Consider the following 19794-nt stretch of genomic DNA (forward strand, 5'->3'; position numbering starts at 1 on the left):
GTTTGCCAGTAAACTCTCCCCCTTTCGCCGTTGTCATTTTCCCCGCGGCCATCATCTTTTTTCCTACGGAGTTCGCCTTGCGTCTGTTCCACACCTCCGACTGGCACCTCGGGCAGAATCTGCACGGCCAGGATCGCGATTTCGAGCACGGCTGTTTTCTCGACTGGCTGCTGCGTCAGCTCAAGCTGGATCAGCCGGATGTGCTGCTGATCGCCGGCGATATCTTCGACACGGTCAACCCGCCGGTCAAAGCCCAGGAACGTCTTTACGACTTCATCGTCAGCGCCCATGAGCGGCAACCGTTGCTGACCATCGTGATGATCGCCGGCAACCACGATTCCGGTTCGCGGATCGAACTGCCCGCGCCCTTGATGCGCCGATTGCGCACCCACGCCCTGGGGCGTGTGCTGTGGCTGGATGACGGGCATCTGGATGCCGAACGCCTGTTGCTGCCACTGCCCGATGCCCGGGGTGACATTGCCGCCTGGTGCCTGGCGCTGCCGTTCCTGCGCCCAGCCGAAGTGACGGGCGCGCATCTGGGCGATGACTACCTGCGCGGTATCGGCCAGGTTCATGAATGGCTGATCGAAGCGGCCAATGCCAAGCGCCAGCCCGGTCAAGCGCTGATCGCCATCAGCCATGCGCACATGGCCGGCGGTTCGGTGTCGGAGGATTCCGAGCGCAGCCTGATCATCGGCAACGCCGAAGCCCTGCCCGCCAGCCTGTTCGGGCCGACCATCAGTTACGTCGCCCTGGGGCATTTGCACAAGCCACAGAAGGTCAATGGCGAGGCGCGCATTCGCTACAGCGGCTCGCCGATCCCCCTGTCGTTCTCGGAGATCGGCTACCAGCACCAGATTCTCGACATCACACTCGATGGCGAAAGCCTGGTCAGCGTCGAACCGAAACTGATCCCCCGTGCCGTCAATCTGCAACGTATCGGCCCTGCGCCCCTGGCGGACATCCTGGTGCAATTGGCCGACCTGCCCATCATCGACCTGTTGGCCGACTACCAGCGCCAACCCTGGCTGGAAGTGCGAGTGCGCCTGGACGAGCCGCAACCGGATTTGCGTCATCAAGTGGAAAGCGCCCTGCAGGGCAAAGCCGTGCGCCTGGTACGCATCGCCGCCGAATACGCGGGCAACGGCAGCCGCGAAGGCGCCGATAACGGCGCCGGGTTGATTGAGCTGGACCAGCTCACGCCCCAGGAACTGTTCAGCCGCGCCTGGCAGGACAACTACGGCAGCGAGGTCGATGAGCAAACCCTCAAGGACTTTGCCGAGCTGCTGCAAGACGTGCAGATGGAGGATGAACAGCCATGAAGATCCTCGCCATCCGCCTGAAGAACCTCGCCTCACTGGCCGGTCCGTTTGAAATCGACTTCACCGCCGAGCCCCTGGCCAGTGCCGGACTGTTCGCCATTACCGGCCCGACCGGCGCGGGCAAGAGCACCCTGCTCGACGCGCTGTGCCTGGCGCTTTTCGGTGCCGTGCCGCGCCTGAACAACACCGGGCGCGACGCCAAGGTGCCGGACGCCGATGGCGAAATCGGCACCGGTGACCCACGCACCCTGCTGCGTCGCGGCACCGGCGAAGGCTATGCCGAAGTGGATTTTGTCGGCGTCGACGGCCGGCGTTATCGCGCGCGCTGGGAAGCCAATCGCGCCAGGGAAAAGGCTGGCGGCAAGCTGCAAGCCAGTCGCCAGAGCCTGCGCGACCTCGATCAGGATCAACTGCTGGCCAGCCAGAAAGGTGAGTACAAGACCCAGCTTGAAGCCGCGCTGGGCCTGAACTTCGAGCAGTTCACCCGGGCCGTGCTGCTGGCACAGAGCGAATTCAGTGCCTTCCTCAAGGCCGATGACAACGACCGCAGCGAACTGCTGGAAAAACTCACCGACACCGCGCTCTACACTCGCTTGGGCCGTCGAGCGTTCGACAAGACCAAGGAAGCCCGCGAAGCGCACAAGCTGCTGCAGGATCAAGCCAGCGGTGTCACGCCGCTGGCGCCAGAAGCGCGCGCCGAGCTCGATGAGCGCTTCCATGCCGCGCAACAGCAACTGAAATTGCAGCAGGCGCAGCTCAAGCAGCTCGAGCTGCAAGACGCCTGGCTTAAAGAACTGCGCCGTTTGCATGACGCGCAACTGGCCGCTGCCGAACAACTGCACAGTGCCCGACACACCTGGGAAAGCCTGGCTGGCGAGCGCTTGAAGCTGACACGCCTCGAACAGCTGGCCCCGCAGCGGCACCAGTTCGCGCGCAAGGCCGAGGTCGATTCGCTACTCACGCCCCTGGCAGAGCAGATTGCCCAGCATACCCGGCAACATGGCGAACTCAGCGAGCGTCAGGCGCTACTGGAACAGCAACTGGGTGCAACGCGGATCGCCCTGGGCGAGGCGCAGCAACGACAAACCGAATGCGCGCCGCTGTTGCGCCAGGCTTTCGAGGAACAAAGCACCCTCGCCCGCCTGGCCAAGGACGCGACCCTGAGCGCCGAAGCCAGGCAAGCCGCCGAACAGGCCTGCACCCAGGGCCAGAACGCGATTCAAACCTTGCATGAGCAACTGGCCCGGGCGACCGAACACTTGCAACGCATGGCGGCCGAGCTGGCCCAAAGCGCTCATCTGGCGCCGTTGAGCGATGCCTGGAATGCCTACCGTGATCGCCTGCAACAGCTGATGTTGATCGGCAATCGACTGAACAAGGGCCAGGCGGAACTGGCGAACCTCGAGCACAATGCCGAGCGCACCGCACAAGCCTTCGCAGCGCAGAAACAGCAACTGGAGGTGCTGTTCAAAGAGGCTGGCGCCGAGCCGGATGCCGTCGCCGAACAGATCGGTATCCTCGGCAGCCTGTTGCAGGACAACCGCAAGCAACTGCGTGCCATCGAAGATCTGACCCGGCTGTGGGACAGCCAACAGGACCTGGACAAGCGCGGCGCCGAGTTGCAACAACGCCAGGTCGCCGCGCAACAGGAACGTGAGCGCCTGACCCAGGACGGGGTAAAGGCCAAGGCTGAACTTGCCGTCGCCGAGCAGACCCTGACGGTCACTCGCGACCTGCTGGAACGCCAGCGCCTGGCCCGCAGCGCCAGCGTCGAGGAACTGCGCGCGCAGTTGCACGATGACCAACCCTGCCCGGTCTGCGGCAGCCATGAGCATCCCTATCATCAACCCGAAGCCCTGTTGCAAAGTTTGGGTCGCTTTGATGAAGGCGAACAGGCCTCTGCGCAACAGGCGGTAGACCAGCTCAAGGAAAAACTCGGCGAACTGCGTGCCGAAGTGGGCGGGTTGATCGCCCGGCAAAAAGAACTGCTGCAACAGCAGGAACAACTGGCGATCGCGCAGCAAGCCCTCGCACCCAGCCTTCAAGCGCATCCGTTGGCCACCACACTGCTCGATCAGGATGACGACAAACGCGGCGCCTGGCTCAGCCAGCAAAACAGTCAGTTGAACCAGAGCATCACCCAGGACGAACAACGGCAAACCGCCTTGCTCACCTTGCAACAGGATGCTGCGCGCCTGACCCAGCAATTGCGCCAAGCTGAAACCGCGCATCAGAGCGCCGCCCAGCACCTGGACAATCAACGGCGTGAACTGGCCAATGATCGTCAGCGCTTGGACGAAGAACTCAGCGCATTCGCCAGCCTGCTGCCAGCCGATACCCTGCAAGCACTTCGTACTGAGCCCGCCGCGACCTTCATGCAGCTTGATCGGCAGATCGCCGAGCGCCTGGCGCAACTCGATCAGCAAAAGGACGAGCTGGCCGAACAGCAACAGCGTCAGCAACAGCTGGAGAAGGAACAGGATCGGCAGCAGACCCGCGTGCAGCAATTGCAAATCGCCGAGCAGCAGTTCCATGCGCTGGCCGCACAACAACAGGCCAGCCAGCAGACGCTTGGACAATTGCTCGGCTCGCACGGCAGCGCCGAGCAGTGGCAGCAGCAGCTTGAGCAAGACATTGAACAGGCGCGCAACGCCGAATCCGGCACAGCCACGGAACTGCAAAACCTGCTCACCCAACGGGTGCGAATCGCGGCCGAACTCAAGGCGCAGCAAGAGCGTTTGCACACACTGGAAAGCGAAAACCGCGAACTGAGCGGCAAAATCGCCGAATGGCGCGCCCGTCATCCAGAACTGGATGACGGTGGCCTTGAAGACCTGCTTCAGGTCGACGATGCCCATGTGAGCGAACTACGCCAACGCTTGCAACTCAGCGAAAAAGCCATCGAACAGGCCAACGTCCTGCTCCAGGAACGCGACAAGCGTTTGCTCGATCACAAGGCGCAGCACATCGGCGACCTGGATGACGAGCAACTCGCCAACGCGCTCACCGAGTTGCAGAACCAATTCAACGTCAGCGAACAACGCTGCGCCGAGCTGCGTGCCGAACAGGCCGAGGATCAACGCCGGCAGAACGCCAATCAGGCCCTGGCGCAACAGATCGCCGACGCGTACACCGAGTACCAGCGCTGGGCTCGCTTGAACGCGCTGATCGGTTCGGCCACCGGCGACACCTTCCGAAAGATCGCCCAGGCCTACAACCTCGACCTGCTGGTGCACCACGCCAACGTGCAATTGCGCCAACTGGTGCGGCGCTACCGCCTCAAGCGCGGCGGCAGCATGCTGGGCTTGCTGGTGATGGACACCGAGATGGGCGACGAACTGCGCTCGGTGCATTCGTTGTCCGGCGGCGAGACCTTCCTGGTGTCGCTGGCCCTGGCGCTGGGCCTGGCGTCGATGGCCTCGAGCACGCTGAAGATCGAATCGCTGTTCATCGACGAAGGGTTCGGCAGCCTCGATCCGGAGTCCCTGCAATTGGCCATGGACGCCCTCGACGGCCTGCAGGCCCAGGGGCGCAAGGTCGCGGTGATTTCCCATGTGCAGGAAATGCACGAGCGGATTCCGGTGCAGATCCAGGTTCGGCGCCAAGGCAATGGCTTGAGCACCCTGGAGGTGAAATGAACACCCTCTACTCGTTCCGCCGCTGCCCTTACGCCATGCGGGCACGCATGGCACTGCGCTACAGCACAGTGGCCGTGGACATTGTCGAAGTCAGCCTTAAGGCCAAACCCGCCGAGATGCTCGCACTGTCGAGCAAAGGTACGGTTCCGGTGCTGAACGTGGACGGCCTGGTTATCGATGAAAGCCTGGAAATAATGCAATGGGCCTTGGCACAGCATGATCCGCAGGATTGGCTGCTCAAGGATGATCCGCAAGGGCAGCGCGCCATCGCGGCGTTGATCGAGGAGAACGACCAGGTCTTCAAGGTGCATCTGAACCGCTACAAATACGCCGAGCGCTATCCGCAACAGCCGATGGCTTTTTACCGCGCCGAGGGCGAGGTGTTCCTGCGTAGGCTGGATGAGTTGCTGGAAGGCCGCGATTATTTGCTGGTCAACCACCCAACCCTGGCCGACGTCGCGCTGATGCCCTTCATACGGCAATTCGCCCATGTCGATCGCGAGTGGTTCGCGCAAACGCCCTATCGACGGCTACAGGACTGGTTGCGGCGGTTTCTGGCGTCGGAGTTGTTTACATCGGTGATGGCGAAATAACCGATCCTTGTAGGAGCGAGCATGCTCGCGATGGTCGTCAACGATTACGCGGGGTGACTGATACCCCCGCGGCGTCCTCGGGGTTTATCGCGAGCGTGCTCGCTCCTACAGGGGGTGGCGTTTCAGGCCAATACCTCGCACATGCCAATCACCGAGCAATCCACCTGGAACGGCCCGAAAAACCCGCTATCGGGCTCGTGTGGCGGGTTGCCCGCGAGCATCCCCATGGCCTTGGCGATCTCGATGTTGCGCGCGATGTTGTGGTTGGCCTCGATGGCCCGTGCCACCCCGCCTATTGACCCATTCCCGATCCCCAGCAGGGAAAAGCCATTGGTTATGAATGCCAGGAAGGCGATCAGCAGAAGTTTGCACCGGTTCATGCTCCGCCCACTCCCGCCAGTTCGGCCGGATCGACCATCGCCTGTTGTGCGCGATGTTCAAACTGGATGCCAGGGTGCGCGACGTGAATCGGCGGCTCGACGGTTTGCCGCGACTGCGGCGAAAGACTGACAACCAGCACCATGACCAAATAGAGACCGATTGCCACGTAGGCGCCGTGTTTGGCAGAGGTGATGATGGTGCTGGCCATGATGAACTCCGTGGACATGTTTCAGAGTCCATAGAATCAATCAAAAAAGCAGCGGTAACCAACGAGTCTGATGCATAGCAAATATCAACTTCGTTGATCATTGAGCCCGTCTATCTCAGTCTTCAATAAAACTGATCATGCGCTCGCGGGCAGCGTCGGGTTCGCCGGGAATCGGGTCGGCAGCAGACAGGATCGGGGTCGAATAGAGGAACAACAGCACCACGGCAAGACGCATCGTCATTTTGGCAATCCTTTTCTTGAGAAGGAGGAGTCAAAAAATCAGCGTCAAATTTAGAGATATGGCCACCTGATATCAAGCATTACATCGGTGGCTAAATGACATTGTCGCAAACGCGTTATGCAGGAGCGACATCACTTCAACGCCTTTCGCTGCCTGGGCTTCGATCGGCAAGTGACGTCGCTCCTGCATAAAAGGCTGCAGGTAGGGTCTTTCAGTGCTGGGCTTTGTGATCCAGGGCGGCGTAGAAGTTGGCGCTCTGTTGCAGGTATTTCTGGGTGTAGCTCTGGGCGTGGGTTTTCTTGTCGCTGATTTCAACGTTGGCGCTGGCTGGCAGGGCCACGGTGGCGGAAATGGCGGATGCGGCAATTACGGAGAAGAGATTGAAGTTCATGCGGATATTCCTCGAAGTCAGTTGGCTTGCATGCCCGGTGGGGCCGTGAAGCAAACTTAACCCTCGAGGGTTATCAGCTTGAAATGCTTTGTGACACTTACAGATATCACCCTCATTGATAGAAGGACGCAGGCCCCATCAACCGGAGCCTGCGGCCTATTGACGCACCATGAATTTCAGGTCACTGGGTGCATCCATCGGCAGTTTTTGCACGGTTTTACCCAGCAAGCCGGTGATGGCATCGCGCTCGACGACGACAATCTGGTTACTTTTCTGATTGGCGATCAGCACGAACTTGCCGCTCGGATCGAGGCTGAACTCCCGTGGATGATCGCCTTCCACAGGGCGCCTTTGCAGTTCCTTGAGATGCCCGGTCGCCGGGTCGATGGCGAACACCAGCAACTGGTTGGCCGTGCCACGGTTGCTGACATACAGGAACTTGCCGTCCCTGGATGCGTGCAAGGCCGCAGCGGCCTTGTCCGAAACGGGCTGACCGGCAGCCAGATCGACCAACTGGGTTTGCTCAAGCTTGCCGTCGCGGTAATCGAACACCGCCACTTGCGCGCTCATTTCCATGGTCAGCCAGGCGTGCTTGCCATCGGCACTGAACAGCAGATGGCGCGGCCCGCTACCGGGCGGCAGCTGCACGAACGACGGTGTTGCCGGGGTCAACGGCAAGTCAGGATTGGCCTTTGGGTCGAAGCGGTAGGCAAAGACCTTGTCCGCCCCCAGGTCGTTGGAAAACACGTATTGGCCGTCTGGCGACGGTATCGTCGCGTGTACGTGCGCTGACATCTGCCGCTCGGGGTTGACCCGGCTGGCCGGATGGCTGCTCATCTGCACCACCGGTTTCAACGAGCCGTCCGCCGCCACCGGCAACACCGCCAAGGTGCCGCCCGGATCTTCAGCCACCGAGTAGTTACTGACAAACAAGTGGCTCGCTTCAAGGCTCAGGCTCGAATGCGTTGGCTCGTTGCCCAGGCTCTGTACCTGATTGATCAGGGTCAGTGCCTGGGTCTTGGGGTCGATGGCATAACTGCTGACCCGCCCGACCGGATCGGTCTGGCCCGGGCCATTCTCGTTGACCACGAACACGCGCTGCTGATCCCTGGACAGGGTCAGCCAGGACGGGTTTTCGCTCTTGATCACTTGCAGCGGCCTGGCGTCGATCTGCCCGGTCGCACTGTCAAAGTTCAGGCGATAGATACCCTGGCTTTGCCCGGCGGTGTAGGAACCCACGAGCAATTGATAGTTATCGGCGGATGCCACCTGGACGCCCATGGCGCCGATGCTGCCGGCGATCAGCAGTGGCCAGACGTTACGCATCCTGTTGATCATCATCGTCGTCGTTATCGCCGCTGATGACGTCGCCGAGGCATACCAGACGGTGTTCGCCGTCTTTGCCCTTGATCAGCCAGCTTTGCAGGGTGGTATCGAAGGTGGCGTCCTGGACCTGTGCCGGGGTGAATTCCCAGTGCCTGGCCGCTCGACCGTCCATGCATTCGATGTGCAGGTTGTCGTCGACATCGAGGGCGAATTCGAAGGCGTGCAGCCCATCGATTTCCACCATCCCGCAATGTTCGAGGGCGTTGAGCAAGGTATCTGTTACGGCAGTCATGGCAGTCAATCTTTGAATGGGAAAAACGCAATGATAGCTCAATGAGAGGCAAGCCCGTGTCGGTCACAACTCTCGCACACGACGCTAATCATATGTGGGAGCGGGCTTGCTCGCGAAGGCGGTGTATCAGTCAATCCAAGTGCCGACTGATACACCGCCTTCGCGAGCAAGCCCGCTCCCACAGGGGGGTGTGTAACCGTCAAAGGGCGTCGCGAGTCGGCTTGCCATCCACCAGGCGTTGAATGCGCAGTGGGTTGCTGTTTTTCAACGCATCCGGCAGCAGGCTATCGGGGTAGTTCTGGAAACACACCGGGCGCAGGAAACGGTCGATGGCCAAGGTCCCTACCGACGTGCCGCGCGCATCCGAGGTCGCGGGATACGGCCCGCCGTGCACCATCGAATCGCAGACCTCCACGCCGGTTGGATAACCATTGAGCAGGATTCGCCCGACTTTCTGCTCCAGCAACCCCGTCAGTTCGCTGAACTGTTCGAAATCGGCCTGCTCACCGATGATCGTCGCGGTCAATTGACCATGCAGACCGTTCAACGCGGCGCTCAGTTGCGCCTGATCCGCCACTTCGACTACTACTGTGGTCGGGCCGAAGACTTCCGCTTGCAGCACTTCATCAGCCTCGATCAGCAAGCTCACATCGGCCTTGAACAATTGCGGTTGCGCCTGACGCCCTTGTTGCGGTTTACCCGCCAGGTGTTCGATACCGGGGTGATCAAGGAGCTTTTGCACGCCCCGTGCATAGCTGCCCAGCGTGCCGACGTTGAGCATGGTCTGCGCCGGTTGATCGGCCATCATGTCCGCCAGTGACTGGAGGAAAGCGGTGAACTGCGGCGAACGGATACCCATCACCAGGCCAGGATTGGTGCAAAACTGACCGCAGCCTTGCACCACCGAAGCCGACAGGCCGCGGGCGATGGTGTCCATGCGCACTTGCAGTGCCTGGGGCAGCACGATCACCGGATTGATGCTCGACATCTCGGCGAACACCGGGATCGGTTGTGGGCGTGCCGCTGCCATGTCGCACAGCGCCCGTCCACCCGCGAGCGAACCGGTAAAGCCCACCGCCTGGATGGCCGGGTGCTTGACCAGCGCTTCACCGACTCCGCCGCCGTAGATCATGTTGAACACGCCGGCCGGCATCGCGGTTTTTTCTGCCGCACGGATGATCGCATCGGCCACCTGCTCGGCCGTGGCCATGTGGCCGCTGTGGGCCTTGAACACTACCGGGCAACCGGCAGCCAGGGCCGATGCCGTGTCGCCACCGGCGGTGGAAAACGCCAAGGGAAAGTTGCTGGCCCCGAACACAGCAACGGGGCCGAGAGCGATACGGTATTGGCGCAGGTCGGGACGTGGCAAGGGCTGGCGCTCAGGCAGCGCCTGATCGATCCGCGCCCCGTAGAAATCGCCCCGCCGTAGCACACTGGCGAACAAGCGCATCTGCCCGCTGGTGCGGCCACGCTCACCGATGATCCGTGCGGCCGGCAATGCCGTTTCGCGGCACACCAGGCTGACAAACTCATCGCCCAGCGCATCCAGTTCGTTGGCGATGGCATCGAGAAATTCTGCGCGACGCTCCGCGCTCAGATTGCGATAAGCCGAATACGCCTGCGCGGCAGCCTTGGCGACGGCATCGACTTCTTGCGGCGTGGCCTGGGTGAAATCGTGGGGCAACGCCTCGCCTGTCTCGGCGTCGACACTGTGCAATTTGACGCTGCCCAACGCACTGCGCTGGCCGCCGATGTAGTTGTGGCCAAGAATTCGAAGCATGGGGAAATTCCTCAAAGAGTGCCGACAGTGCCGGGTTCGAACGCCGCATCGACAGCAACGATGCCATTGATCAACGGCGCGCCGAACTCGCCCTGGCTGATCTCGAACACGTCGCCCGGTTGTGGGCGAATGCCGTCAGCGAAGGACAGGGTCGCGGTACCGAAGAAGTGAATGTGCACGTCCCCTGGACGCAGGAACTGGCTGTACTTGAAATGGTGGAATTCAAGGTTCGCCAGGCTGTGGCACATGTTGGCCTCGCCACTGAGGAACTCGTTCTGCCACAGCACCTGGCCGTCGCGCAGGATGCGACTGGTGCCGGCCAGGTGTTGCGGCAGTTCGCCGACCCGCAGCTCCGGGCCGTAGCTGCAACTGCGCAGTTTCGAATGGGCCAGGTACAGGTAGTTCTTGCGCTCCATCACGTGATCGGAAAACTCGTTGCCGACGGCAAAGCCGAGGCGATACGGCTTGCCGTCGTGACCGATGACATAAAGGCCGCTGAGTTCAGGCTCTTCACCGGCGTCTTCGGCAAACGGTGGCAACGGGAATGGCTGGCCGGGGCGCACAACGATGCTGCCGTCGCCCTTGTAGAACCATTCCGGCTGCACGCCCGCCTGACCGGCCGCAGGCTTGCCGCCTTCCACGCCCCATTTGAAGATGCGCATGGTATCGGTCATCGCGGCTTCGTCACCAACCTGCTGGTGCATCTTGTCCCGGGCCGACGCGCTGCCCAGGTGAGTCAGGCCGGTGCCACTGACCAGCATGTGCGCCGGATCCGGGTGATCCAGCGGTGGCAGGATGCGCAATTGCGCCAGCAGTTCGGCATAGTCGTGGCTGATGCCAAGCCCCAGGCTCTGCACCTGTTGCTCCAGATTGACGCCTGCTTCGATCGCCGCCAGCGCCAGGTCGCGAACCGTGCGCGCCTCACGAACTTCCAGGACCTGCGACCCCTCGACCACGCCGACACGGCGCTCGCCGTTACTCAATTCGAACTGAACCAAACGCATGATTTTTTTCCTTTTACTTGAAAACACCGCAAACCCTGTAGGAGCTGGCTTGCCAGCGAAGGCGATCTGACAGTCAATACTGATGTCTGCTGACAGGGCCTCTTCGCTGGCAAGCCAGCTCCTACAGGTCTGTATCAGGCCTGTGTCAGGTACGGGTAGCCCCACGGGCACTGGCAGCAAACTGATCGGCCGGCAACACATGCTTGCGTTCCAACTGGCGGTACACCACACCGGTCAACACCAGGCCGAACACCATCACGCAGGACAGGAAATACAGCCCCGACGCCAGGTTGCCGGTGTATTCCTTGAGCGCGCCGATCACGAACGGGCCGATGTAGCCGCCGAGATTGCCTACCGAGTTGATCAGGGCAATCCCCGCCGCCGCACTCGCGCCGGCAAAGAAGCGCCCGGGCAAGGTCCAGAAAATCGCCGTGCAGGAAAACAGTGCGAACGCCACCAGGCACAGCGCCATCAATTGCAATACCGGAAACGTCAGCCAGGCGCTGAGGAACAAGCCGATGGCGCCCAACACATACAGCACCGCCAAGTGACCATAACGATCATTCAATCGATCGGAGCTGCGCGGGATGATCAGCAGACCAACGATCCCGAAGACATAGGGCACCGATGACACGAACCCGGTCATCAGGTCGCTGCCGCCGAACTGCTTGATCAAGGTTGGCAACCACAGGCCCAGGCCATAGATGCTGAGGGTCACCGGCAGGTAGAACAGCGCCAGCAGCAACACGCGTTTGTCCTTGAGCGCGTGCAGCGGGTTGCCGTGGCGGGTCTGGCCGTATGCCTGCAGGTCCTTTTGCAGTTCGCCGCTCAGCCAGTCCTTCTCGGCCTGGTCCATCCACTTCACCTGTTGCGGGCCATCCGGCAACCAGCGCAGTACCGGCCAGGTCAGCAGGATCGCCGGGGTGCCGATGACGATAAACAGCCACTGCCAGCCGTGCAGGCCAAGAACGCCATCCAGGCCCAACAGCCCGCCGGACACGGGCCCGGTGATCATCATTGCGATGGGTTGGGACAGGATGAACAACCCCAGGATCTTGCCGCGATGGCGCACCGGGAACCACTGGGTGATGTAGTACAGAACGCCAGGAAAGAACCCGGCTTCCGCCGCACCGAGCAAAAAGCGCATCAGGTAGAAGCTGTTTGGCCCCTGGACGAACGCCATGCCGATGGTAATGGCGCCCCAGGTGACCATGATCCGGGCGAACCAGCGTCGTGCGCCAAAACGGTCAAGCATCAGGTTGCTGGGGATTTCCAGGAGGAAATAGCCAATGAAGAACAGCCCTGCGCCTAACCCGTACGCCGCATCACCGAGACCGATGTCGGCGCCCATGTGCAGTTTGGCGAAGCCCACTGCGGAGCGATCCACGTAGGCGATCAGGTACAGCAGGATCAGGAAGGGAATCAGTTTCAGTGTGATGCGGCGGATCAGCCGCAATTCCTGGCTCATGAGATCGGTCTCCGATTGTTGTTTTTATAGAACCTCGGGGGACGCCTCTCACGGCTAACCGTCAGGGCCATCCCTCCGCTGAAAACGACTATATAGTAATACTATTTATCCAACAACACTTCCAAACAGGCGAATTTGCGCTTATGTTACGCCTCAGCTCGAACAATATAGTCATACAATAAGAGAATCGATCATGTCTGATAAGAAACCCACCCTGCGCTCCGCCCAATGGTTTGGCACCGCCGACAAGAACGGCTTCATGTACCGCAGCTGGATGAAGAATCAGGGCATCGCCGATCACCAGTTCCATGGCAAGCCAATCATCGGCATCTGCAACACATGGTCGGAACTGACCCCGTGCAACGCGCACTTCCGCCAGATCGCGGAACACGTAAAGCGCGGAGTGATCGAGGCTGGAGGCTTTCCGGTGGAATTTCCGGTGTTCTCCAACGGTGAATCCAACTTGCGCCCCACCGCCATGCTGACCCGCAACCTGGCGAGCATGGACGTGGAGGAAGCCATTCGCGGCAACCCGATCGACGGGGTGGTACTGCTGACCGGCTGCGACAAGACCACCCCGGCATTGCTGATGGGCGCGGCCAGTTGCGACGTGCCAGCGATCGTCGTCACCGGCGGCCCGATGCTCAATGGCAAGCACAAAGGCAAGGACATCGGCTCGGGCACCGTGGTCTGGCAACTGAGCGAACAGGTCAAGGCCGGCACCATCACCCTCGACGACTTCCTCGCGGCCGAGGGCGGCATGTCTCGCTCGGCCGGTACCTGCAACACCATGGGCACCGCCTCGACCATGGCCTGCATGGCCGAGGCACTGGGCACCTCCCTGCCCCACAACGCGGCGATTCCCGCCGTGGACGCTCGTCGTTATGTGTTGGCGCACATGTCCGGCATGCGTGCCGTGGAGATGGTGCGCGAGGATTTGAAGCTGTCGAAGATCCTCACCAAGGAAGCCTTCGAAAATGCCATCCGGGTCAACGCCGCCATCGGCGGTTCGACCAACGCCGTGATTCACCTCAAGGCCATCGCCGGCCGCATCGGCGTGGAGCTCGACCTGGACGACTGGACCCGCATGGGTCGCGGTATGCCGACCATCGTCGACCTGCAACCGTCCGGGCGCTTCCTGATGGAGGAGTTCTACTATGCCGGTGGCTTGCCAGCGGTATTACGCCGCCTTGGCGAAGCCAACCTGATCCCCAATCCCGATGCCTTGACCGTCAACGGCAAATCCATCGGCGAAAACACCAGGGACGCGCCGATCTATGGCGAGGACGAAGTCATCCGCACCCTCGACAACCCGATCCGCGCCGACGGCGGGATCTGCGTATTGCGCGGCAACCTGGCGCCACTGGGCGCGGTGCTCAAGCCCTCCGCCGCCACACCCGAATTGATGCAGCATCGCGGGCGAGCCGTGGTGTTCGAGAATTTCGACATGTACAAGGCGCGAATCAACGATCCGGAACTGGACGTTGATGCCAACTCGATCCTGGTCATGAAGAATTGCGGGCCGAAGGGTTATCCGGGCATGGCCGAAGTCGGCAACATGGGCTTGCCGGCCAAGCTGCTGGCCCAGGGCGTGACCGACATGGTGCGCATTTCCGATGCGCGCATGAGCGGTACCGCGTATGGCACCGTGGTCTTGCACGTCGCCCCGGAAGCAGCGGCTGGCGGTCCTTTGGCAGCCGTGAAGGAAGGTGACTGGATTGAACTCGACTGCGCCAGCGGTCGACTGCACCTGGACATCCCGGACGCCGAACTGGCGGCGCGCATGGCCGACCTGCAGCCGCCACAGCAATTGTTGGTGGGCGGCTATCGCCAGCTGTACATCGACCACGTCCTGCAGGCGGATCAGGGTTGCGACTTCGACTTCCTGGTCGGTTGCCGAGGCGCCGAGGTGCCCCGCCACTCCCACTGACTCCGCAGCCCTCCCCCTGATCGTTTCCACGCTCTGCGTGGGAACGATCACTTCAAGACAGTGCCGCGCCTGTTATCATGCGCGGCATCGCCATCGCACAGGACCGCGCCGTTCCCCATGGATTACCGCAAACCCTCCGACCGCAAAAGCATGCACTCGCGCATCGTTCAGGAACTGGGCATGCAGATCGTCTCGGGACGTTTCCTGCCGGACGACAAACTGCCCGCCGAAGCCCTGCTCTGTGAGGAGTATGCCGTCAGCCGGCCGGTGTTGCGCGAAGCCACCCGTGTTTTGGTCGCCAAGGGCCTGGTGTATTCCCGTCCGCGGGTCGGCACGGTGGTCAAGCCGCGCAAGGAATGGCACATGCTCGACCCGGACGTCCTGCATTGGCTGATGCAAAGCAGCCCGCAGAACCAGTTTTTCGACCTGCTGACCAGTGTGCGCAGCATCATCGAACCGGCCGCTGCCGCCCTCGCCGCGCAGTTCGCCACCGATGCGGATATTGCCGCCATCGGTGAAGCCTACCAGCGCATGGAGGCGGCACCGACGCCGGAAGCCTTGCTGCAACCGGACCTGGATTTCCACAGCCGTATAGCCGACGCCACCCACAACGACTTGCTGGCGAACCTGTGCAACATGCTCTCGGTAGCGATTGCCGAAGCGTTGAAGCATTCCAATCAGCGACCAAACCTGCATGAGCTGGCGTTGCCGCGGCACAAGGCGATTCTCACGGCCATCGAAAACCGCGATGCGCTGGGTGCGCGGCATGCAACGCTGGTGCAGCTGGATGATGCGCGTAGTGCGCTGAATGTGGTGCTTGGCACCGATCCCTCGTAAAGCAAAATCAAAAGATCGCAGCCTGCGGCAGCTCCTACAGATGTACATCATTCCCCTGTAGGAGCTGCCGCAGGCTGCGATCTTTTGATCTTCACGCACAAAAAAAAGCCGCAACCCTGAGGTTGCGGCTTTTTTGTTTCAACCAGGGATCAGTGAGCAAACAGCGAATTACCCTTCTGCCCCGCCAGCTTTTCCGGCTTGATCAGGAACCGCGCCAGTGCCGGCAGCAGCCACAACGCACCGAACATGTTCCACAGCAGCATGAAGGTCAGCATCAGGCCCATGTCAGCCTGGAACTTGATGGCCGAGAAGATCCAGGTGCATACGCCGATGGCCAGGCACAAGCCGGTGAACAGCACGGCCTTGCCGGTGGATTTCAGCGTCTGGTAGTACGCCTCTTGCAACGGCAGGCCGGCACGCAGGAAGCTTTCCAGGCGGCTGTAGATGTAGATGCCGTAGTCCACGCCAATCCCCACCCCGAGCGCCACCACCGGCAGGGTCGCGACTTTCACGCCGATGCCCATGAAGGCCATCAGGGCGTTGCCCAACACCGACGTCAGCACCAGCGGCAACACGATGCACAAGGTCGCCGCCCAGGAACGGAAGGTGATCATGCACATGACCGCGACGCAGATGTACACCAGGATCAGGATGGTCAGTTCGGACTTCTTGATCACCTCATTGGTGGCCGCCTCGATACCCGCGTTACCGGCCGCCAGGATGAATTCCAGGTTCTCGGTGTTGTGTTCCTTGGCGAATTCCTGCACCGCATGCACCGCACGGTCCAGGGTTTCGGCCTTGTGATCGTTGAGGAACACCAGCACCGGTGCCAATGAGCAACTGTTGTTGTACAGGCCATCGGCGCGGGCGATGGAGTTGTTCAGCACGTCCGGGTTACGCGACAGGGTTTCCCATTTCAGGTTGCCCTCGTTCATGCCCTTGATCATCTGCTTGGACACGGTGACCAGCGAGATCGCCGACTGCACGCCCTCGGTGTTCTGCATCTTCCACATCAGCTCATCAATCGGCGCCATGGCTTCGTAGCGTGAGCAGCCTTCGGCCTTGGTCTTGACCATCACCACCAACACGTCGGAACTGGTGGAGTAGTTGCTGATGATGAAGTTGTTGTCCTTGTTGTAGCGCGAGTCCGGACGCAATTCCGGCGCGCCCTGGTCGAGGTCACCGATCTTCAGGTTCTGGCTGTACCAGAGGCCACCGCCAAAGGCGACCAGCGCCAGGAAAATCGAAACCGGTGCAACCTTCGCGCTGGCAAAGTTCGACAACAGGCGCCAGAACGGGTGCTCGCGGATCGCATCCTTCTTGCTGCGAGCTACGGCACGCTTGCTGATACCTACGTAGGAAATCGCCACCGGCAACAGGATCAGGTTGGTGAACACAATCACGGCCACACCGATGGAAGCACCGATGGCCAGCTCGCGGATCACACCGATATCGATGATCAGCAGCGTGATGAAGCCCACTGCATCGGCGAGGATCGCGATCATCCCCGGCAGGAACAACTGGCGGAAGGTGCGCCGCGCCGCCGTCAGGGCGTTTTCCGCCTCGCTGGATTGCAGGGCGATGCCGTTGATCTTCTGCACGCCGTGGGAAATACCGATGGCGAAGATCAGGAACGGGACCAGCATCGAGTAGGGATCGAGCCCGAAGCCGAAGAAGTGCATCAACCCCAACTGCCAGACCACCGCCACCAGGGTGGTACTCAATACCGCCACTGTGCTGCGCATGCAGTTAGTGAACCAGTACAGCAGGATCAAGGTGATGACGAAGGCAACACCGAAGAACATCACCACCATCACCAGGCCGTCGATCAGGTCGCCAACTTTCTTGGCGAAACCGACAATGTGGATCTTCACGTTGGGGTTTTGTTTCTCGAACTTGTCGCGGATCTTGTCTTCCAGCTCGTGGGAGAACTTGCGATAGTCCAGTGCCAGCAACTTGCCCTGGTCCTGCGGGTCCGGGTAGGACTCCAGCAGCGGGATGTCGACGATGCTCGACTTGAAGTCGTTGGCTACCAGCCGCCCGACTTGCCCGGACTTGAGCACGTTGTTACGCAACAGGTCGAGGCTTTGCTGGGAGCCGTTGTAGCTCTGCGGGATCACTTCACCGCCAGCAAAGCCTTCCTCCGTCACTTCGGTCCAGCGCACGCTCGGGCTCCACAACGACTTGAGGCCGGAGCGGTCAACACCGGAAATGTAGAACACCTCGTCGTTGATCTGGCGCAACGTCTCCATGTACTCCTTGGAGAAGATGTCGCCGTCGGTGGCTTCCACGGAAATGCGGACGGTGTTGCCCAGGTTCGCCAGATCGTTACGGTGCTCCATCATCTTCTGGATGAACGGATGCTCGAGCGGGATCATTTTTTCGAAGCTGGTGGACGGGCGGATCAGCGTCGCCTGCCAGAACAGGAACACACTGACCAGCAGGCAGATGAAAATCACTGCCGGGCGATTGTTGAAGATCAGGCGCTCAAGAAACGTCGCCTTGTCCTGATGATGGGTGCTTAAGGATGTCATGACTACGCCTTCTTATTATTAACCCGGCTCATTTGCCCAGCTCAGCGCCATTTGGCGAAGTGGCGCGAACGCCGCCCTGTCCAGCCAGAATCAGATTGCCGTTCCCCGCCGCGACGACCGAAGAGAGCGAGATACGATCCCGACGGTTGAAGACGCTGAAGGTTTCACCGTTGTCGCTGCTGCTGATCACCGAACCGCCGTTGCCGACGATCACAATGGAACCATCGTCAAGCAATGTACCGCCGGACAGGCCGAATTCCAGGTCACCGCGTTCAGCCTTGAGTTCGACCTTATCCCAGTTGCTGCCAAAATCCGTGGAGCGGTAGAGATTGCCGCGCAGGCCATACGCCAACAACGTGTTGGGTTGCGCGGTTCCGATCACACCGAACAGCGAACCTTCATACGGGCCCTCGAGTTTTTCCCAGGTCTGGCCCCAGTCGGCGGAGCGGAACATGCTGCCCTGCTCGCCAACGATGAACAGGCCGGCGTCCTTGACCGCCGCGATGGCGTTGAGGTGGAACTGGTCTTCGTTGTCCAGGCGATCGCTGACGTCTTCCCAGTTCTTGCCGCCGTCGGTGGTGGCCATCAACGCACCGTAGGCGCCCACGGCAAAACCGCTGTTGGCGTCCTGGAACCAGACGTCAAGCAGCGGAGATTCGCGTTTCAGATCTTCGAATTGCTTGGTCCAGGTGACGCCACCATCCTCGCTGGCAAGGATCTGCGCGTCATGGCCGACGGCCCAGCCATGCTGGCCGTCGACGAAGAACACCGACGTCAGCAGTTGCCGGGTCGGCACCTTGGCCTGGGTCCAGGTCGCACCCTGGTCATCGGAATACAGAATGTGGCCGCGATCACCGACCGCCACCAGGCGCTTGCCGGCGTGCACGACATCGAGTACCAGGCTTTTGCTGGCCTTGGCCGATTCAACGGAATAAACGACGTCGGATGCTGGCGCAGCCGCGGCCAGCACAGGTGCCGACAGCATGACAGAGCCCAACAGCGAGAGCGCTGTGGCCAGCAACGCGAATTTGCGCAGTGCCGGCGGGCGGCAGATACCCACACCCATGACAGGCTCACTCATAGACCTTCCCCCATTATTATTGTTAGGTCATTCAACCTTTCAGGGCGCCGCAAGGGGTGTTCGCGGGATGACCTGTTTCAAGCATAGTCTCGAAACCCGCAATCCAGAGCCCCTTCGGAAGCTGGCTTATCCTATAGAGGTTTTTAAAGGGCTGACAATCGATGGCACGTTATGTTTTGTTAACCGCAGGGGGATGTGGTTTTACTGAATGATTGGATATCAGGTGGGGTGATTGCGGGGTTGGGGGTTGGTGTACATATCCGTTATTTAGGTAACGGCGACTGATGGTTCCACTCTTACAGCGGGTCACTTTGAAGAGTCTGTAGGAGCGAGCATGCTCGCTCCTACAGGGGATTGGGTGCATTCGCGAAAGTCAGGTCGGCTGGCAGGCGCCAAGATCAAAAGATCGCAGCCTTCGGCAGTTCCTACAGTGGGGATGTGCTACCTCCGCCAAAGCAGGTCGAGTGTCAGCTCGCCTCGCTTGCTTTTGATTTTGATCCACCCGCCCCTTCGGAAGGCTGAATGGAGGCGTTCATCCGGGGATTGGCGCGCAGCGCCGTTCGACGCGGTCGAACACATCGCATGTAGGTGCCAGCGAAGCCAACCGGAGGGCGATGCCCCCGGATGAATGCCGGAGCGAAGGAACCCCGAGCCCCAGCGAGGGGCCGGACGCTCGGGGCGAGCCTTTTTTTGCTTACTTTTTTTTGGCGTTTGAAAAAAAAGTGAGTCGCCGTAAGGGCGAAACCGCCAGCCGCCGTTGCCGCAGCA

At 60.9% G+C, this 19794-nt stretch carries 16 protein-coding genes; 5 read left to right on the plus strand and 11 right to left on the minus strand.

Annotated elements, in window-relative coordinates; all coding sequences use genetic code 11:
- Window positions 1-77: 77 nt before the first annotated feature.
- Genes CGA21_RS18630 through CGA21_RS18640 form a run of 3 tightly spaced genes read left to right on the plus strand, consistent with a single transcriptional unit; the run spans window position 78 to window position 5553 of the window.
- The gene (locus tag CGA21_RS18630; RefSeq protein WP_188264767.1) at window positions 78-1322 is read left to right on the plus strand and encodes an exonuclease SbcCD subunit D C-terminal domain-containing protein; all 1245 of its coding nucleotides are present in this window, start codon (window positions 78-80) and stop codon (window positions 1320-1322) included.
- Window positions 1319-4960, plus strand: coding sequence for an AAA family ATPase (locus CGA21_RS18635; RefSeq protein WP_188264768.1), 3642 nt, complete (start codon window positions 1319-1321; stop codon window positions 4958-4960). Before CGA21_RS18630 ends, CGA21_RS18635 begins: the two co-directional genes overlap by 4 nt.
- Window positions 4957-5553 carry a glutathione S-transferase gene (locus CGA21_RS18640; protein WP_188264769.1) on the plus strand — a complete coding sequence of 199 codons (597 nt, stop codon included), beginning with the start codon at window positions 4957-4959 and terminating at the stop codon, window positions 5551-5553. Before CGA21_RS18635 ends, CGA21_RS18640 begins: the two co-directional genes overlap by 4 nt.
- A 122-nt stretch (window positions 5554-5675) precedes the next feature.
- Here the strand turns inward: CGA21_RS18640 and CGA21_RS18645 are convergent, their stop codons facing one another.
- From CGA21_RS18645 to CGA21_RS18680, 9 genes are all read right to left on the minus strand, one after another.
- The gene (locus tag CGA21_RS18645) at window positions 5676-5933 is read right to left on the minus strand and encodes a hypothetical protein (RefSeq protein WP_188264770.1); all 258 of its coding nucleotides are present in this window, start codon (window positions 5931-5933) and stop codon (window positions 5676-5678) included.
- Window positions 5930-6142 (minus strand): hypothetical protein, encoded by a 213-nt coding sequence (locus CGA21_RS18650; RefSeq protein ID WP_110752258.1) that lies wholly within the window; start codon window positions 6140-6142, stop codon window positions 5930-5932. Before CGA21_RS18650 ends, CGA21_RS18645 begins: the two co-directional genes overlap by 4 nt.
- A 115-nt stretch (window positions 6143-6257) precedes the next feature.
- Entirely contained in the window at window positions 6258-6383 is a 126-nt protein-coding gene (locus CGA21_RS30150; protein ID WP_020799317.1) for a hypothetical protein, read from the minus strand.
- Between the two features lie 211 nt (window positions 6384-6594).
- Window positions 6595-6774, minus strand: coding sequence for a hypothetical protein (locus CGA21_RS18655; protein ID WP_008066314.1), 180 nt, complete (start codon window positions 6772-6774; stop codon window positions 6595-6597).
- Window positions 6775-6930: 156 nt separating this feature from the next.
- Window positions 6931-8100 carry a lactonase family protein gene (locus tag CGA21_RS18660; protein ID WP_188264771.1) on the minus strand — a complete coding sequence of 390 codons (1170 nt, stop codon included), beginning with the start codon at window positions 8098-8100 and terminating at the stop codon, window positions 6931-6933.
- Window positions 8093-8392, minus strand: coding sequence for a DUF5629 family protein (locus CGA21_RS18665; protein ID WP_188264772.1), 300 nt, complete (start codon window positions 8390-8392; stop codon window positions 8093-8095). The genes CGA21_RS18660 and CGA21_RS18665 overlap by 8 nt, the downstream gene beginning before the upstream one ends.
- 199 nt (window positions 8393-8591) lie before the next feature.
- Window positions 8592-10172: an aldehyde dehydrogenase (NADP(+)) gene (locus CGA21_RS18670; RefSeq protein ID WP_188264773.1), complete on the minus strand. Its 1581-nt coding sequence runs from the start codon at window positions 10170-10172 to the stop codon at window positions 8592-8594.
- 11 nt (window positions 10173-10183) lie between these two features.
- Window positions 10184-11176: an AraD1 family protein gene (araD1, locus tag CGA21_RS18675; RefSeq protein WP_110752142.1), complete on the minus strand. Its 993-nt coding sequence runs from the start codon at window positions 11174-11176 to the stop codon at window positions 10184-10186.
- 145 nt (window positions 11177-11321) lie between these two features.
- Window positions 11322-12644 (minus strand): MFS transporter, encoded by a 1323-nt coding sequence (locus CGA21_RS18680; protein WP_188264774.1) that lies wholly within the window; start codon window positions 12642-12644, stop codon window positions 11322-11324.
- A 193-nt stretch (window positions 12645-12837) separates the two neighbouring features.
- Between CGA21_RS18680 and CGA21_RS18685 the strand changes: the two genes are divergently transcribed.
- Together CGA21_RS18685 and CGA21_RS18690 are read left to right on the plus strand one after the other, a co-directional pair.
- Window positions 12838-14574 carry an IlvD/Edd family dehydratase gene (locus tag CGA21_RS18685; RefSeq protein ID WP_110752138.1) on the plus strand — a complete coding sequence of 579 codons (1737 nt, stop codon included), beginning with the start codon at window positions 12838-12840 and terminating at the stop codon, window positions 14572-14574.
- Window positions 14575-14691: 117 nt separating this feature from the next.
- On the plus strand, window positions 14692-15411 hold the full coding sequence (locus tag CGA21_RS18690) for a FadR/GntR family transcriptional regulator (RefSeq protein WP_110752136.1): 720 nt from the start codon (window positions 14692-14694) through the stop codon (window positions 15409-15411).
- A 149-nt stretch (window positions 15412-15560) separates the two neighbouring features.
- Here the strand turns inward: CGA21_RS18690 and CGA21_RS18695 are convergent, their stop codons facing one another.
- The gene (locus CGA21_RS18695) at window positions 15561-17945 is read right to left on the minus strand and encodes an efflux RND transporter permease subunit (RefSeq protein ID WP_020799306.1); all 2385 of its coding nucleotides are present in this window, start codon (window positions 17943-17945) and stop codon (window positions 15561-15563) included.
- A gap of 28 nt (window positions 17946-17973) precedes the next feature.
- Entirely contained in the window at window positions 17974-19026 is a 1053-nt protein-coding gene (locus CGA21_RS18700; RefSeq protein WP_188264775.1) for a YCF48-related protein, read from the minus strand.
- Window positions 19027-19794: the final 768 nt, after the last annotated feature.

This window comes from Pseudomonas sp. PSB11 (genome assembly GCF_014596605.1).
Taxonomy (GTDB): Bacteria; Pseudomonadota; Gammaproteobacteria; order Pseudomonadales; family Pseudomonadaceae; genus Aquipseudomonas; species Aquipseudomonas umsongensis.